This is a genomic window from Pseudomonas sp. W2Aug9 (genome assembly GCF_023127755.1).
GTDB classification, from domain to species: domain Bacteria; phylum Pseudomonadota; class Gammaproteobacteria; order Pseudomonadales; family Pseudomonadaceae; genus Aquipseudomonas; species Aquipseudomonas synxantha_A.
In genome coordinates this window covers 1-17,945 of the sequence record NZ_SPKL01000011.1, presented here as the reverse complement: position 1 = coordinate 17,945, position 17,945 = coordinate 1, and the positions used below count along the sequence as shown (strand labels likewise).

The 17,945-nt window shown below is 57.8% G+C and carries 9 protein-coding genes; 6 read left to right on the top strand and 3 right to left on the bottom strand.

All coding sequences use genetic code 11. The features are described 5' to 3' along the window. Together E3O56_RS11205 and E3O56_RS11200 are read left to right on the top strand one after the other, a co-directional pair. The coding region (locus E3O56_RS11205; RefSeq protein ID WP_282446858.1) for an immunoglobulin-like domain-containing protein at positions 1–6,032 on the top strand (6,032 nt) is incomplete at its 5' end. A gap of 151 nt (positions 6,033–6,183) precedes the next feature. Then, entirely contained in the window at positions 6,184–6,522 is a 339-nt protein-coding gene (locus E3O56_RS11200) for a hypothetical protein (protein WP_005783528.1), read from the top strand. Between the two features lie 70 nt (positions 6,523–6,592). Here E3O56_RS11200 and lapD read toward each other — a convergent pair whose 3' ends face one another. Then, entirely contained in the window at positions 6,593–8,545 is a 1,953-nt protein-coding gene (gene lapD, locus E3O56_RS11195) for a cyclic di-GMP receptor LapD (RefSeq protein ID WP_032878521.1), read from the bottom strand. Between the two features lie 14 nt (positions 8,546–8,559). Next, positions 8,560–9,252 carry a cysteine protease LapG gene (gene lapG, locus E3O56_RS11190; protein ID WP_032878522.1) on the bottom strand — a complete coding sequence of 231 codons (693 nt, stop codon included), beginning with the start codon at positions 9,250–9,252 and terminating at the stop codon, positions 8,560–8,562. Between the two features lie 250 nt (positions 9,253–9,502). Here lapG and E3O56_RS11185 point away from each other — a divergent pair, with 250 nt between their 5' ends. The 4 genes from E3O56_RS11185 (at position 9,503) to E3O56_RS11170 (ending at position 15,650) form a co-directional block, all read left to right on the top strand. Then, positions 9,503–10,213: a GntR family transcriptional regulator gene (locus E3O56_RS11185; RefSeq protein ID WP_248128240.1), complete on the top strand. Its 711-nt coding sequence runs from the start codon at positions 9,503–9,505 to the stop codon at positions 10,211–10,213. A 360-nt stretch (positions 10,214–10,573) separates the two neighbouring features. After that, positions 10,574–11,332 carry a DUF3050 domain-containing protein gene (locus tag E3O56_RS11180; protein WP_248128239.1) on the top strand — a complete coding sequence of 253 codons (759 nt, stop codon included), beginning with the start codon at positions 10,574–10,576 and terminating at the stop codon, positions 11,330–11,332. Further along, entirely contained in the window at positions 11,329–12,285 is a 957-nt protein-coding gene (locus tag E3O56_RS11175) for a diiron oxygenase (protein WP_032878526.1), read from the top strand. Before E3O56_RS11180 ends, E3O56_RS11175 begins: the two co-directional genes overlap by 4 nt. After that, complete coding sequence (locus E3O56_RS11170; protein ID WP_248128237.1) at positions 12,273–15,650, top strand: amino acid adenylation domain-containing protein; 3,378 nt, start codon at positions 12,273–12,275, stop codon at positions 15,648–15,650. The genes E3O56_RS11175 and E3O56_RS11170 overlap by 13 nt, the downstream gene beginning before the upstream one ends. A gap of 79 nt (positions 15,651–15,729) precedes the next feature. On the opposite strand, the gene E3O56_RS11165 is transcribed toward E3O56_RS11170, so the two are convergent. After that, positions 15,730–17,610, bottom strand: coding sequence for a methyl-accepting chemotaxis protein (locus E3O56_RS11165; RefSeq protein ID WP_078819959.1), 1,881 nt, complete (start codon positions 17,608–17,610; stop codon positions 15,730–15,732). Between the last annotated feature and the right edge of the window lie 335 nt (positions 17,611–17,945).

Sequence of the window (17,945 nt, the reverse complement as noted above, 5' to 3'; positions counted from 1 at the left end):
AGAGCACGCAGACGGTCAAGATCACCGACGCTTCCGGCGGCAACTTCGAAAAACTGGAAGTTGCAGGCAACGGTGCGACCACCACCATCAACGACACCATCGATAAGGTCGATGTTGTACTGACCGCCACGACTACCGTGGGCGAAGGCGGCAATATCGTCTACACCGCCAGCCTGGTGGATAAAAACGGCGCCCCGGTGACCAACATCACCAACCCGCTGACCGTCACTTTGGACAATGGCGAAACCATCACCATCGGTGTGAATCAGTCGGGCGGTAGCGTTTCGGTTATTGCTCCTGATGACGTGTACAAGGGCGATCAAACCGTCACCACCGCCATCAAAGGCGTGACTGGCGGCGAGCACTTTGAAAATCTGGTGCCGGGTACTACCGCGGTGAACACCACCGTGACGGACACACCGGGTACCGACAACACGACTACTGTCACCCTGACAGCGCCGAGTGCCGTTAACGAAGGTGGCCAAATCACCTATACCGCAACTTTGAGCAACAAGGCCGGTACCGACGTCACGTTGAAACTCGACAACGGCTCGTTGATCACCATCAAAGCGGGCGACACCGTCGGCACTGTGACCGTGCCTGCGCCTACCGATGACGTGTTCATCGACAAGAGCACGCAGACCGTTCAAATCACCGAGACCACGGGTGGCAACTTCGAGAAGTTGGAAGTTGCGGGCAACGGCGCCACCACTACGATCAACGACACCATCGACAAAGTCGATGTGGTTCTGACGGCCACCACCACCGTGGGCGAAGGCGGCAATATCGTCTACACCGCCAGCCTTGTGGGTAAGAACGGCGCGCCGGTGACTAACATCACCAATCCGCTGACTGTCACCCTGGATAACGGCAAAACCATCACCATCGGTGTAAACCAATCGAGCGGTAGCGTTTCGGTTATTGCTCCTGATGATGTGTACAAAGGCGATCAGACCGTCACCACCGCTATCAAGGGTGTGACCGGTGGCGAGCATTTCGAGAACCTGGTACCGGGCACTACTGCAGTGAACACCACCGTTACCGACACCCCGGGCACCGACAACACAACGACTGTCACGCTGACTGCCCCAAGTGTCGTTAATGAAGGTGGCCAGATCACCTACACCGCGACCTTGAGTAATAAGGCCGGTACCGACGTCACACTGAAGTTGGATAACGGCTCGTCGATCATCATCAAGGCCGGCGAAACCGTCGGCACCGTGACTGTGCCTGCTCCTACCGATGACGTGTTCATCGATAAGAGCACCCAGACCGTCAAGATCACCGAGACCACCGGCGGCAACTTCGAAAAACTCGAAGTCGCAGGCAACGGCGCAACCACCACCATCAACGACACCATCGACAAGGTCGATGTGGTCCTGTCCGCCACCACCACTGTTGGAGAAGGCGGCAATATCGTCTACACCGCCAGCCTCGTGGATAAAAACGGCGCGCCGGTGACCAACATCACCAGTCCGCTCACCGTTACCCTCGATAACGGCAAGACCATCACCATCGGCGTGAATCAGTCGAGCGGCTCCATCACCACCATCGCGCCTAACGATGTCTACAAAGGCGACCAGACCGTCACAACCGCGATCAAAGGCGTGACCGGCGGCGAGCATTTCGAAAACCTGGTCCCTGGCACTACCGCAGTAAATACCACCGTCACCGACACGCCGGGCACCACCGACCTGACCACCGTCACCCTGACCGCCCCGACGGCTGTCAACGAGGGCGGCCAGATCACTTACACCGCCACTTTGAGCAACAAGGCCGGCAGCGACATGGTGGTCCAGCTCGATAACGGTTCGAGCATCACCATCAAGCAAGGCGCGACCGTGGGCACGGTGACCGTCCCTGCGCCGACTGATGATGTGTTCATCGACAAGAGCACCCAGACCGTCAACATCACCGGCACTACCGGCGGCAACTTCGAAGGTGTGAGCATCACGCCGGGCGGCGCCACGACTACCATCAACGACACCATCGACGACGTGACTGTGGTGCTCAAAGCCACTGGTTCTGTCAGCGAAGGCGGGCAGATCGTGTACACCGCGTCCCTGGTCGACAAGAACGGCGTGGCGGTGAACAACGTTGGCTCAGACCTGGTCGTCAAGCTGGATAACGGCTCGACCATTACCATCGGTAATGGCAAGTCCACCAGCTTCACCACCGCCACCGCACCTAACGATGCGTATGTTGGCGCCAATGACGTCACCACCAAAATCACGGGTGTGGTCAGCGGTGGCGACAAGTACGAACACTTGATCGTCGACGGCAGCACCGTGGTCACCAAAGTGACCGATGTGGTCAGCAACACCACCATCAGCATTACCGGCGATGCGTCGGTGACTGAAGGCGGTACGGCGCACTACACGCTGTCCCTGAGCAACCCGCCGCAAACCGACGTGACCGTGACGCTCAAGTACAGCGGCACCGCTACCGACGGTTCAGACTTCAATGGCGTGTACACCGTGAAGATCCCGGCCGGTGCCACCAGCGTACCGTTTGATATCCGCACGCTCGACGACAAGATCACCGAGCCGACGGAAAATATCGTCATCACCATCGACAAGACCACTGGCGGCAACTTCGAAAACCTGGTGGTCGGCAATGGCAGTGTTACCACCAACATCATCGACAATGATGCGCCGCCGGTCATCGACCTGGATGCCAACAACTCCAGCGGCGCCAGCGGTGCGGACTTCAAGACCACCTTCACCGAAGGCGGCACCGGTGTGTCAATTGCTGACACTGACATCAAGATCACCGACCCGGACAGCACCCAACTGACCGGCGCCACCGTGGTATTGACCAACAGCCAGCCAGGCGACTCGCTGAACTTCAGCGGCGTGACAGGCATCAACGTGACCCCGACCACCGACCCTGTGACCGGTAAAATCACCTTGACCCTGACCGGCACGGCGTCGCTGGCCGACTACATGCAGCAGATCAAGAACATCACGTTCACCAACAACAGCCACGACCCAAGCACCACGCCACGCACCATTACCGTGAGCGTGACCGATGGCGGCAACTACTCCAACGTTGCCACCACCACCGTCAACGTGGTGGCGGTCAATGATGCGCCGGTGGCGACTGGCGGTGCCGTAACCGGCACTGAAGACACCGCGCTGGCCCTGACCTGGGCCAACTTCGGCGTGACCGATGTGGACTCGCCGCAAGCCAGCCTGGGGGTGAAAATCACCGAGCTGCCAGTCGCCGGCAAATTGCAGTTCCTGGCAGCGGATGGCAGCACCTGGACCAACGTGGCCAACGGCCAGACCTTCACCAAGGCCCAGATTGACGGTGGCCAGTTGCGCTTTATGCCTAACGCCAACGAATCCGGTGCCGATGGTTACGGCGGCACCGGTGTGGGCAACAAGCAAGCGGACTACGCACAGTTCAAGTTCCAGCCAACCGATGGCAAGGACCTGGGCACCAGCGCCACGGTGAAAGTCGATATCACGCCGATAGCCGACGCGCCGACCCTGAGCGTGGCAGACAACAACGTTGCCTCCACCGGCCTGGTCAAACAGGGCTGGAACAGCATTGCCGGCCTCGGCAACAACGGCAACGGCGCTGCACCGGACGTGCTGAAAAAAGCCATCGATAACGCGGGCACGCCGAACAACACCTCTGTCGTGACCAATGTCGAGTCCGTCGACAACGTCAACGCCGGCTCCGGTTCCAAGATTTCCGGCCTGATCTATATGGAAGCAGGCAAGAGCTACACCTTCAGCGGCATCGCCGATGACAGTGTTGTGGTCAACGTTGGCGGTAAAGACGTTGCCAGCGGAACATGGGGCACCAACAGCGGCAGGTTCAGCGGCTCGTTCACGCCAACCACCACCGGTTACTACAGCCTTGAGATCTACCAGGCCAACCAAGCCGGGCCTGGCAGCTTTGACGTCAACCTGTCGATCAACGGCGGGGCGGTGCAGAACCTGAGCACCAGCACCGTGCCGTTGTACACCGGCCTTACCGACCTGACCAACGCCGGCGTCACCGTGTCCGACCTGCATGGCAGCAACGGTGACGGCTACTATGTGGGCTACAAGCTCAACGAAGGCCAGGAAAACGGGACGGTCAAACTGTCCAAGGTCACCACCGCGCTGACCGATACCGACGGCTCGGAAACCTTGAGCGTGAAGGTCAGTGGCATTCCGGCAGGTTCGGTACTCACCGACGCGTCGGGCCACACCTTTACCGCAAGTAAGACCGTGGGTGAAGTCAACGTCACCGGCTGGGACCTGAACACGCTGAGCATCAAGCCGCCGACCTACTACAGCGGCCAGTTCAACCTGACGGTCACCTCGACCTCCACCGAAAGCATTGGTGGTTCGGCGACTACCACCGCGCAATTGCCAGTCACGGTGCACCCGGCAACCTACAACCCGGTAACCGGCACTTCGGGCAGCGACACCATCAATGGCAGCGATGGCAACGACATCGTCGTGGCCGACGTCGCCGGCTTGAACGTGGTGCAGGGCAAGAACTACAACATCGCGTTCATGATCGATACGTCGGGCAGTATGGGCGCGAGCTCGATAGCAGCGGCGAAAGCCTCGCTGACCACCACGTTCAACTCGCTGAAAAGCAGTATCGGCTCCAGTACCTCTGGCACCGTGAACATCTTCCTGGCGGACTTCAGTGACCAGGTCAATCGCACGGTGACAGTCAACCTGAAAGACCCAGGTGCGCTGGATTCGCTGCAGAAAGTCCTGGATTCCATGGTATCTACCGGCGGGACCAACTACGAAGACGTGTTCAAGGCCGCTTCCAACTTCTTCAAAAGTGCCCAGGCGACTGGCAACACAGACGCAATCAACACAACGTACTTCATCACCGATGGTCAGCCGACGTTTTACCAGGCGGCCGAGCAGACTAACCCGTACTTGTACGGCAACGTCAGGCTCGATGATGTCGTCAACGTGAACAACTACACGTTGGGTACCGCTACCAGGATCAACATCGATTCGAGTCACTTCATTGACATCAGCTCTGCCGGCAAGGTGACCCTGTGGACCAACAACTGGTGGGGCTGGGGGCAGTCCAACCCGGGAACAATCCATGCCCAAGGCGATGGCACCTATGAAATATCGGTACAAGGTGGCCTCGGGTACGAAACGGACTACTCCACCACCCTCAACTCCAATAGCGCGTTCGCCCTGCTCAAAGGCCTGTCCACAGGTGGTGTAGAAGCCATCGGCCTCAACAGCGGGGTCAGCTTGAACCAGCTGGCTCCGTACGACAGCGATGGCAAGCCGCAAGCCAACATTGATCCGAAGGACCTGGCCAATGCGATCCTAGGCCACACCGAGGCGACGTTGCCTGGCGCCGACACCGTCAACGGTGGCGACGGCAACGACATCCTGTTCGGCGACCTGGTGAGCTTCAGCGGGATCAACGGTGAAGGCTACAACGCACTGCAGGCATTTGTGGCGCAGAAGACCGGCGTGACCGTCTCTTCGGTGACCGCCTCTAACGTTCACCAGTACGTTACCGAGCACTACGTGGACTTCGACGTCTCCGGCGCCAAGGACGCCAACGACACGCTGCTGGGCGGCGCTGGCGATGACATCCTGTTCGGCCAGGGCGGCAATGACCTGCTGGACGGCGGCAAAGGCAATGACATCCTGCTGGGCGGCACGGGCAACGACACGCTGATCGGCGGCCAGGGCAACGACATCTTGATTGGTGGTTCAGGTGCCGACACCTTTGTGTGGAAGGCGGGTGACATCGGCAACGATGTGATCAAGGACTTCAAGGCCTCGGAAGGCGACCGCATTGATCTGCGTGATTTGTTGAAAGGTGAGACTGACAGCACCATCGACAACTACCTGAAGATCACCACGGTAGATGGCGTGTCGACCCTGCAAGTCAGCAGCGAAGGCAAGCTCAACGCTGCCGGTGGCCTGGCCAATGCCGATGTGACCATCAAGCTGGAAGGCAATGATTGGTCCCATGTCAGCATCAACTCGCTGATCACTGGCGCCGACCCTACCATCAAGATCGACCATAGCTAAGATGCAATGGATCGGCCGCCTTCCCAGGCGGCCGATTTTTTTGCCTTATGGGCCGCTGGCCCTGGCGGACGGTGCGTCGCATACTCACGCCCATACACGCAGCGTTGACCTATGCTGTTGAACGCATGTGGCTCATATTCGAGGGGTTCTTATGTTTTACGTGCAACGTGATGCACTGGGCGCGCTGATTCGCGTAGAGGCGGCCGCCTTTACCGAGTCCACCGAAACCCTGCCGGCCGATCACCATGAGATCCAGGCCTGGTACGCCAACGAAGTGGTGGAAACCAGCCTGGCCCAACTCAAGCAGAGCGACCTGGAGATGATCCGGGTGCTGGATGACTTGATCCAGGTGCTGACCCGCAAAGGCGTCATCAGCGTGACCGACCTGCCGCCGGCGGCACAGGCCAAGTTGATGGACCGTAACCACGCGCGGGAAGCCTTGGGTGGGTTGAGCCAGTTGATTGATGATGACGAGAAAGGACTGATCTGAGCCCTGGCGCCGAACCTTTATTCAAATGTGGGAGGGGGCAAGCGCCCTCCCACATTTGAATGTCCTGATGTCAGTGTGATTTCCAGGGCGCAGGCTCGCCAAACAGCTGGCCCTGCACACCAAAAATCCCCATCTCGCGAATGACCTTCAGCTCGCCCTCGGTCTCCACACGTTCGGCAATCAACGGCAGATCGATGCTGTGGGCTGCGCGCTGGATGGCTTCGATAAACAGACGCTTGTCACTTTCCTGGTCGATGTCGCGAATGTAGCTGCCATCGATCTTCAGGTAGGCCAGGCCCAGGCGTGCCAGGTTGCCGATCATGCTGAACCGCCCACCAAAACGCTGCAGGCTGAGGGAAAAACCCAGCTCGCGCAGGCGGTGGGTCATCTGTTCCAGCACCGGCTGCTCGGGGAGTTGCTCTTCACCAATCTCCAGGGTGAGGCGTGAGCCCAGGTTGCTGTGCTGGCGCAGCAGGTCATAAATCCGATTCAGGGCCTGGGTATCCTGGAACGTTGCGGCCGAGAGGTTCAGCGCCAGGTTATGGTTGTGGCTGGCCATCTGCTTGAGGACTTGTTCCAGCATCAAACGGTCCAGGCGGGCCGACCAGCCGAAGCGCTCGAGCCACGGCAGAAAGCGCCCGGCCGGTATCGTGTGGCCTTCCTCGTCCTGCAGGCGCGACAGTACTTTGTAATGCAAGACCAATTGTGGGTCCTGGCTGGCGACGACCGGCTGGAAGTACAGCTGGAAGCGCTGCTGGGTCAGGGCCCGGTCCAACAACGTGTGCCAGGCATGGTGATCGTCACCGACGCTGGCGGCGGCGCTGCTGTCCAGGCACACCCAACTGGTATCGCCCTGCGCTTCGGCCTGGGCCAGCGCCTGATCGGCGAGGGTCAGCAGTGCTTGGGGCGCATCGCCATGGCTGAACGGTGCCAGGCCGATATAGGCCACCGGCATCACATCGCTGGCGCCGGTCGCCTGCAAGCTGAGCAAGGTGCTCTCCAGGTTCTGCGCCAATTGCAGCGCTTCTTCACGCATCAATCCCGGTGCCAGCACAGCGAACTCGCCGCCGCGGATACGGGTAACGAGGTTATGGGTTTCCGGGTACGGCTCGCACTGACGCAGCAGTTGTTGGCCGACCGCTTGCAGCAATTGGTCGGTGCGCTGGCCGCCCAGGCGTTGGTTGAGGCCGGCAAGGTCCTTGACCCGCAGCAGCAGCAAGTAACCGGAGTTGGTGTCTTCCGGGTTACTGACACGGGCGTTGAGCTGCATTTCGAAATAACGCCGGTTAGCGAGGCCGGTGAGGTTGTCCTGATAGGACTCGGTGCGCAGTTTTTCGCTGCGTTCGGCCTGTTCCTGGAACAACGCCTTGAGCTTTTCCACCATCTGGTTCATGGCTTGCACCACTCGCCGCAGTTCCGGCGTGCGAGGCAGGTCGGGCAGGCTGAGGAATTCTCGGCGGGCAATCGCGTGGGACTGTTTGACCATGTAGTCCAACGGCTTCAATTGCCGGCGCAGCAACAGCCCACCGAGCACCACACTGACCGCACCGCACAGCAGTAGCCAGCCCAGGCTGCCCAAGGCGCTTTGCCAGAGCTTGGCCAGGGCGAACATTGGATGGCTGACCACTTCGACTCGCGCCGCCTGCTCCCAGCCACGGCTAACCAGCGCATCGCCACCTGCCGGCTCCAGGCCGATCAACTTTACGAACCAGTTGGGCACGCCGTTGTTATCAGGAATGCCGCTGCGCTCGACGATGGTTTTATCCGTCGCCAGGTCCACCACACGGATGCTGGCGTAGTAGCCGCTGTCGAAGATCGAGCTGACCAGCAGCTCCACCATGGCCGGATCGTCGATATTGGGGGTCAACGACAGCGCCAATGCCGTCGCGGCATCCTGGGCATGGGAACGCAGCTGGTTGACGTATTGGGTGCGCGAGCTTTCCAGGCTGACCATGAAACTGCCGCTGAAGGCGACCACCAGGAACAGACAGATTGCGATCAATAGTTGTTTGAACAGAGACATCCGATCAGTTACTCCTAGTTGGCAGGCTCGGCTGGGAAGCCTTCCGCACGCATTTTTCTCAACACATCCTGCCAGCGCGACAAGCGTTTGGTATCACCGACTTTCTTGTTGCCCTTGGCGCCGGGCAAGTACAAGCCCTCGGCGTTGAATGAATACACCGGGACCAAATCGGTGCGGCGGGTAGCCGGCAGGATTTCGTCCATCAGGCTGTCGAGCACCAGCGGGATTGCGTCAGGCGTCGAATAATAGGTCAGAACCATGTGCGCGCGATTCTGCCGTAAAGCCTTGACGTAGGTAATGCGTAATTTGTCGCTGGACACACCCAGATGACGCAAACTGAAATACTTTGCGATCGCGTAGTCTTCACAGTCACCGGCCCCCTTCCAAAGGGCCTCGACGGGCGTCTCCCAATAATCGACAGCGTGCCAGAGGTCGATGTCTTCCACGTAGGTCATTTGCTTGTTGAAGAACAAATTCACGACCTTGAGCTGCTCCGGCTCGCTGACCTGTTTTTGGCTCGCCAATAGCCGCTGCCAGGCGTCGATACGCTGCTGCCCTTCGCCGAGCGGCCCGTACACGGCGGTAGCCTTGCGGCTGATCTGAGAGAAATCCCAATCGGCACGCAGCCCGCCAAGCATCAAGCCGGCCAACAGAATTGCTGATAACAGCCAGCAAAGAACTCGATAGGGAATAAAACTTACCGCCAAGGCGCTCTGTCCATGAAAGAGACGGAATTTCGAGGAATGGTGAAGCCTGGCCCTACAAAAAACAATGGCACAGTGCAATCATTCATAGGAGGACCGAGTTTATAACCGCCCCTTGTGGGAGACACAAAGTATGCTGTGTAAGCCCTTACAAACGGAAACTTTGGCTGTTTGACAAGCGCTTGGGCCGTCTTTAGTGTGCATTGGATCCAATTGACCACACTATTATTCAAGAAAGGAGGATAGCGTAACCGTGACGCAGAAGCCGAACCCTTTAAGCAGCATCAAAATAAGCGGGCCTATTCCCGCCCATCTTGCTCGCGCCGTCATTGAAGAAACGTTGCGCAACGCCATCCTCGATGGGCGATTACCCTGTGGCACCGCGATGCGCCAGCAGGAACTGGCGAGTCTGTTCGGCGTCAGCCGTATGCCCGTGCGCGAAGCCTTGCGCCAACTGGAGGCGCAATCGCTGCTGCATGTTGTGACCCACAAGGGCGCCGTGGTGGCGCCGTTGATCGAGGACAATTCGGCTGAGACTTATGCACTGCGCATGTTGCTCGAATCTGAAGCCCTGCGCCTGTCGATCCCATTGCTCAGTGACGCCGATCTTGCCGAGGCCGAGGCCTGTATCAATGCGCTGGAATGTGAGAAAGACTACAGAGAGATTGGCCGCCTCAATCGCCTGTTTCACATGGTCTTGTACGGTAAGGCACCCAATCAGCGACTGCTCGATCTGGTGGAGCACGGGCTGAATGAAGAGGAACGCTTTCTGCGCTTCAATCTTGAAGCGATGGGATTGGGCGAAACGTCTCAGGAGGATCACCGTGAACTGTTGAGCCTGGTGGCGCAGAAGAAGATCGACGAGAGCATTCTGACGCTGCGTAATCACTTGATGCGGGGTATGGAAGTGATCGCTAACTACCTCAAGGGTCTCGAAAGCGCCAACAAAAAATTCGCGCAATAGGGCCTTCGTTATTCGCTGACCATTACACTATGCGGGGTAACTTTCCATCAGGAAAGTTACCATAATGACAGGCAGTAAAATTTACAAAACCACTAACGCCGAGGAACTCTCCCACACTTCAACAGCCCGTTACTCCTGCAACAGCTTGCGGACAAAACATCTAATACTTTTATAATCCTTCCCTAACGTTTAATCAGCTTATTATCTTCGCCCGACCAACCGCACCCCTTCATTCGCTGGGCACAACTCTATCAAGGTTGCGCTACCTGCGCGGCCTTGACTAAACGTTACATCTCCAACACAACTAAAAAAATCCAACACTGCTTTTAGAGCACTCGCAACAACTTATAGGCGTCAACCATGCATCAACATTTTATCGAACAAAGAAAACAAAAACTTTTCGGCCATCCGTTATTTATAGAAATAACCTCACTCGCCAAGTTACGACACTTTATGGAGCACCATGTGTTCGCCGTTTGGGACTTCATGACTCTGACCAAGCGCCTGCAACAAGACCTGACGTGCACTCAGATCCCTTGGCTCCCTCCCGCAGACCCCCACGCTGCCCGCTTGATCAATGAAATTGTGCTGGGCGAGGAATCGGATGAGCATCCAACAGGCGGCCATTGCAGTCATTTCGAGCTTTACCTGGACGCCATGACAGAGGTAGGCGCCAACACCGCCGCCATCACACGGCTCATTGATCTGCAGCATCAGGGCGTGGAGGTCAGCGCGGCTTTGCAGATGATCGATGCGCCCCGTGGCGTGGTGCAATTTGTCGACAGCACATTGCAAATCGCGCTCAGTGCGCCCACCCACTGTGTGGCGGCGGCCTTCCTGCATGGACGCGAGAGCGTCATTCCCTCGATGTTTGAAGGCTTGATGCACAGCAACGCGTTCATTGAGCGTGAAACGCCTACCTTCTTCCACTACCTCAACCGCCATATCGAAGTGGACAGCCACGACCATGGGCCAGCGGCAGAACAGTTGCTCCAGCGCTTGATCGGCACAGATCCGCTTCGCCAGAAACAAGCCGATAGCACCGCCCTTGGCGCCGTGGAGCGCCGTATTATGTTCTGGGACAGTGTACTGGCCTCGCTGCAAGAGGTTCGCCCATGAACGCCGTCAATTACCAATCCTTTGCCGATGATTGGGAGCGTCGCGCTACCATCCGAACGCGCCCCCGACGCGTACTGGAAAATGACGGCAAACTCATCTTTCCCCTGTGCCGCCAACCGCTGGTACTGAGTGCAACTTTCCTTGAACACTGCCCGCAGTGGCGCGACTTCGTGCTGACGCAAAGCTTCTATAAATTCGTCAATGATGTGGTGATCTTCGAAACCGAAATCGTCGACAAGACCGCTCGCAGCATCGCGAAAAACCGCTTCTCCCTGCCCTTCCCACTCGCTTGCCGCTACGACGCGATGACTGTCGTTGTGGACGAGGATTACCACGCGTTGGTCGCGCTGGATTTTCTTCAGCAAGCCGTGGAAATGACCGGGATCGAACCGCTCAATCTACCCGGGCAAATTGAATTGAGCTGCGCGCTACCGACAGCGCAGGCAAAGGTGCCGGCGCACTTGCACGATGCCGTTGAACTAATCGCCGTGGCTATTGCTGAAAACACCGTTACCCATGATGTGGCAGCTTTCTCAAAAGACGCCAGCGTCAAATCGTCTGTGCGCGGCCTGATGGCCGATCACCTGTTCGATGAGGGCCGTCATGCGCGGTTCTGGGCTCAGTTGGTGCGTATTTACTGGCAGTCGGCAACCCCGCAAGATCGCGACAGCATCGCTCAAGCGCTGCCTGTTTTCCTGGCGCGCTACCTGACCAACGATCTACAACAAGACTTCGACCTGCAACTGATCGAACACCTGGACATCAGTGCCGATACTCGTCTTGCGCTACGTCATGAAATCCATGCGCTGGATTTTCCCATCACCCACCAACATCCACTGGTGGCCAATATCATGGGGTTGCTGCGCCAAAGCGGTGTACTGCAAACGCCCAGCGTCGCCCAGGCACTGAGCGCCTACCTGCCGGTACCAGGGAGGTTGGCATGCGGCGTTTAAAGATCGCGTGGAGTGCCTCCAGCAAAGCCCTGGACGAGCTCAAGAAAGTGCTGGAGCAATACGGGCATATCGCAGGAGCAGGGTCCGTCGACCTGATAATTGAAGATGGGGGGCAGCCACTGCCGCCATTGCCAACCGACGTGCCATGGATAAGCCTGCGCGTGGGTATCGGCCCGTTATCCGAGCACGGGCTGCCCTCGCTGCAGTTGCGCTGCTATGACCGCGAGCGCCGCCTGTTGGCTGTGCAGGGCGTCGCCGAGGAACCCAGCGGCAACGGCCAGCGATTACACCAGCAGGCAACGAACGCATTGGTGGAGTGGGCAGCTTGGTTGGTCTGTGGTTTTTCAAGGGATCCAGGTTATTTCTCTATAGCCGCTACCGCTAACGACTGGCCCGAACAGGGCCTGCAAGGGCTGGAAGCAGTGGCATTCATGCACCGGTTCAACCGCACGACAGACCCGGCTTTACTGCGGGCAGCCCAGATGCCCATGATTGAAGCGCTGCAGGCCAGTCTTGAGACCTTCGCGAATCGAACAGCGTTGAATATCGCGGGGGACATGCTGACTTATCAGCAACTTCATCGCCATGCCATAGCGATCCAGCAACGCCTGCTTCCTTTGCTGGCAGGCGTGCAGGCACCACCGGTGATCGGCGTGTGCCTGGAAAAATCCACCGAGCTGTATGCAAGTATTCTTGCGGTATTGGGTTGCGGCTGTGTGTATTTGCCGTTGGCTCCGGATCATCCGGTGCAACGTCAGCACAGCATGTTGGAAAGCCTCCAGGCCTGTGTGCTGCTGGATAACGGTCAGCATCCTTTGCGAGATGGCTTCGCGTCCCTTGATGTCAGCCAAATCGCTGTGCACGACGTCGACGCGACACAACCGCTGATGCACCATCACCCCCTTGCCGACGAGCCTTGCATGGCCTTGTTCACGTCGGGGACCACCGGCCAGCCCAAGTGTGTACTCCTGAGCCACTACAATCTGGCGCATTTCAGCGCGTGGCTCACAACCTGTGTGGGGTTGGATCAACACAGTCGCGTCCTGCAGTTTTCGCCACTGGGCTTCGACTCGTCATTGATCGATATTTTCCCGGCCTTGATCGCCGGCGCTGAATTGATTGTCCCCAGCGCAGATCAACGTCACGACCCTCACCAACTGGTAGAGCTGATTCGCCAGCAACGCGTCAGTCATGGATTTCTGCCACCGGTGCTGCTCAGCATTCTGCCGCTGGATAAGCCACTGGGCCTTACTCACTTGCTTACCGGCGGCGATTTCTGCGAGCCCTATGTGATCGAACAACTGGCGGGGCAATGTCAGTTGCATAACTTTTATGGGCCCACCGAGACCACGGTGTTGGCAACACACCGGGTATTCCAACAAGGTGATAGCCATCGCAACATCGGCTACCCCATCGCCAACAGCCAGGTGTTAATCCTCGATGAAAACCTGCAACCGGTGGATGAACAGGTCACGGGCGATTTGTACATTGCCGGTCCAGGCGTCAGCCTCGGCTATTGGAATGCACCGCCGCAACCCGACAGTCCATTCGTTACGCTGAGGCTGCCGAATGGACAGGTTCTCAAGGCTTACCGCAGCGGCGATTTGGCGAAATGGACGCAAGATGGCATCGAGCTCGGCGGGCGTCGGGATGATCAAGTCAAGATCCGTGGCTTTAGAGTCGAGCCTCAGGAGATTGAGCAGTGCCTGCGCAACAGTCGATTGTTTCGCCAAGTGGCAGTGGTGATCGATCCGACGCACAGAGTCATAGGTTTTGCCGCCCAGCCCGAACCCGGCGCTACGCTGCAGAGCCTGAAGGAACATGCCCGGCAGTGGTTGCCTGTACATATGCAGCCGGCCGCCTGGAGCGAGTTGGCCTGTATGCCCGGTACGAGTAACGGCAAGGTCGATCGGAAGGCATTATTGGCCCTGCCAATATCCACGCTCGCCGGGGCGACTCGCAGCCCTGTACAAACACCTCTGCAGGAACAGTTGGTGGACTTATGGGCAGAGTTGTTGGCCTTATCCGCAGGCGAACTTTCGATCGATGACAGTTTTTTCAACCTCGGCGGCCACTCTATCCTGTTGTCGAGCCTATTGTTGCGCCTGCGTGAGCAGTTTGGCCGTAGCTTCTGTCTGAGCCCCTTTTTCGAGACACCGACCATCCGCACGTTGGCCGCACTGATGGACGGCGGGGCGCTGCCTGATACCCCTACCCACCGGATGGAAAAAGATGCAGCAAGAATGCTGGGGATCGAGGTGCTGCCTGATACCCACATGGGTGACCCACGCAAAGCGATCGTCACCGGGGCGAACAGTTTTGTCGGGGTACATATCGTCCAAGCGCTGCTGGCCGGCGGGGCGCTGGAAGTAGCATGTCTGGTGCGGGAACTGCCCGGGCATTCAGCGGCGGCGCGATTCACCCAGGCACTGCGGGAATACCGCCTGGAACATTTGGACCTGAGCCGAGTGCGGGTGTATGCCGCTGACATGCGCGAACCCCGCCTGGGCTTGGCCGGCAATGTGTATGACTATCTTGCCCGTCATTATGGTGTGCTGGTGCATAACGCCGCACAGGTCAATCATGTACTGGACTATGCGTCACTCGCCAGGGACAACGTCGAGCCGGTGTTTGAGTGCCTGCGCCTCTGCGAGACCCACTGTAAGAAGGTCCTTAATTTCATCTCGACGCTGTCGGCCTGCAGCAGCGTGGACGCCGATGGGCACGTCCTTGAATCGACCGCCGGGCGCGCGCAGCCACTGTATGTGAAAAATGGCTACAACCTCTCGAAATGGGTAGCTGAGCGATTGTTGGGAAGGGCCGTCGAACAAGGGGCCTGGGTCAATATTCATCGGCCGGGAAATATCAGTTTCAACAGCCAGAACGGCGTCTGCCAACCGCAGAAGAACCGCCTGATGCTGATGCTCAAGGGGTCTCTGCAATTGGGGCTGGTCCCCCGGTTGGAGGTGAACTTCGATCTGATGCCGGTGGATTTCCTGGCCAGCTTCATAGCCTTCCACAGCGCCCAATTTGCCTTTGGGCGAAACGTATTCAACCTGCACAACCCACAGCCCTTGAGCTGGGATAAGTACCTCGACGCATTCAGCCAGGCCGGGCACGCCTTCGACCGGGTAAGCGTTGAAGACTGGCAGCAGGCGCTGCGAACGGTTGGCCGCGATAACGCATTGTTCGGTGTGCTGGGTTTCTACCTGGACGAACTGGACGAAGACATCGGCGATACGTCGATGATCCGTTACGACAATGCCCGATGGGGTCTGGAAAGAATGGGGATGGACTATCCGGCAAAGAGCACGGCGCTGTTACGCAAAGGCTGTGATTACCTCAGGGACATCAGCTTCCTCTGAACAGCTTCAGAAATTGCCGACGACACTACTGCGCCAATCAGCATTCGGAGCGAGAGGCCTCGCTCCGATGCAAACAGGATCAGATCTTGAAGCTATCAACCAATTGCTTCAATCGACTGGCCTGCTGGGACAGTGCATCGCAGTCTTTGAGCGTCTCGTTGAGGTTAGCCACACCCTGCTGGTTCAACAGGTTGATCTGGTTGATGTCGACGTTGAGGGTTTCAACGACAGCGGTCTGCTCTTCGGTAGCAGCTGCAACCGACTGGTTCATTCCATCAATCTCAACGATACGCTGCGTAACGCTGATCAGGCGCTCACCCGCCTGGTTAGCCACTTCAACGCTTTCTTCGCTGGAAGTCTGGCTGGCATTCATGGTGGTCACTGCTTCACGCGAGCCCACCTGCAACGAAGTGATCATCTTGTGGATCTCCTCTGCCGACTCTTGGGTACGGTGTGCCAGGTTGCGCACTTCATCTGCCACTACGGCGAACCCACGCCCGGCTTCGCCAGCACGGGCGGCTTCAATTGCCGCATTGAGGGCGAGCAAGTTGGTCTGCTGGGAAATGCCTTTGATCACATCCAGAATATGCCCGATGTTGTCGGTACTGGCGTTAAGGGTTTCGATCTGAGTGCAGGACAGACTGATCTTCTGCGACAGCTCCGACATCGCCAGGATGGTTTGCTCAACCACTTTGCGGCCATCGTCAGCCTGTTCGCTGGCACCGCTGGCGTGCTGCGAAGCATCTGCTGCATTGCGGGCGATTTCCTGGGTGGCAGCGCCCAGTTCGTTGATGGCCGCAGCTACGCTGTTGGTACGCGCACTCTGTTCGTCGGAACCGATGATCGAAGCATTGGACGATGCCATTACGCGCTGGGACAAATCATGCACCTGACGCGTTGCCGAAGACACCTCGGAAATCGAGGCGTGGATGCGTTCGACGAATTGATTGAATGCACTGCCGACTTCGCCGAATTCGTCTTTGCTGGTCACTGCGAGTCGTCGGGTCAAATCGCCTTCGCCTTGGGCGATGTCCTGCATGGCGACGCCCATGGTTGTCAGCGGACGCAGCAACACCTGAATCAACAGGCTCAAGAGCACGGCAATGGCCACAACGGCGATCAACATTGCAATCAAAGCCGAGGTACGGAACTTGCCCAGCGGGGCGTAGGCTTTTTCTTTATCAATGGATAGACCGATGTACCAGTCGGCGCCGGGCAAACCGCTGATAGGCGTGAACGAAAGAATACGATCCTGGCCATTGAGAACAACGTCCTGGTTAAGCTTCTCGATACGTACGTTGGTGCCAGGGTAGATGTCCTTGAGATTTTTCATCACCTGGTCCTGGTCAGGACTCACGATGACCTGACCATCACCACTGACCAGAAACGCATGGCCAATGCCGCCGAAGTCTACCGAGTTGATGATCTTCACCAGGGTTTGCAGGCTAAGGTCACCCCCAACAACACCCAACAGTTCGCCGTTCTTTTTCACCGGCATGGCAATTGTCACGATCTGACCGCCTACAGCCGCCATATAAGGCGGGGTAAGCATTGTTTTGTCCGCTACCACCGCCTGCTTGTACCAAGGGCGCTGACGAGGGTCATAGTCCTCAGGCATCTTCGCGTCAGGGCGTTGTGTGAATACCCCATTGGTTTGGCCCACGTAGGTGAACTGGAAGTTGGAGGTAAACGCTGGCTGATCCACCAACCCAGGAAGATCGACGGCACTGCCTTGATGGGCAACGTTCTGCGCCAGGTTCTCGAGGACCAGGATGCGACCACTGAGCCAGTTCTGCACACTGCTGGCGGTAAGCTCGCCGGATTGCTGGATAGACGAGGCCAGGTTTTGCCTGATCGTGCTGCGTTGCAGGTAGTCGTTGTACAGGGTGAATAACGCGAAGGCTAAAACCACGACGCCTGACGCGGCCAACAGAATTTTATGACTGAACTTGAGATTCATTTCATCGACTTCTTTTTGCCAAAGGGGGGTGAGCGTGCCGAGTGGAACATTCCATGTAACGGGATAGGCGGACTATGCGGTCGCTCTATTTCGGTGCACGCATGGCTCGTCAGGCTTTCGGCCAAACATCGGCAAAGCTTAGAAATTTGTGTGAAGCATCTTCTTTTTGCGTAGGAAACCGACAGGCGGTAGGTGAAGGCGGGAGGGTGTGACATAGAGCCTTAAACGACAAAACCCCTGTCTGCGTTAGCAGACAGGGGTTTCGGAATTCAATCTTGACGATGACCTACTCTCACATGGGGAAACCCCACACTACCATCGGCGATGCATCGTTT

Excerpts from the sequence above, each read along its gene's own strand:
- E3O56_RS11170 (WP_248128237.1), top strand. The coding sequence starts at position 12,273 with ATGCGGCGTTTAAAGATCGCGTGGAGTGCCTCCAGCAAAGCCCTGGAC.
- E3O56_RS11180 (WP_248128239.1), top strand. The coding sequence starts at position 10,574 with ATGCATCAACATTTTATCGAACAAAGAAAACAAAAACTTTTCGGCCAT.
- E3O56_RS11200 (WP_005783528.1), top strand. The coding sequence starts at position 6,184 with ATGTTTTACGTGCAACGTGATGCACTGGGCGCGCTGATTCGCGTAGAG.
- E3O56_RS11175 (WP_032878526.1), top strand. The coding sequence starts at position 11,329 with ATGAACGCCGTCAATTACCAATCCTTTGCCGATGATTGGGAGCGTCGC.
- E3O56_RS11165 (WP_078819959.1), bottom strand. The coding sequence starts at position 17,610 with ATGAATCTCAAGTTCAGTCATAAAATTCTGTTGGCCGCGTCAGGCGTC.
- lapD (WP_032878521.1), bottom strand. The coding sequence starts at position 8,545 with ATGTCTCTGTTCAAACAACTATTGATCGCAATCTGTCTGTTCCTGGTG.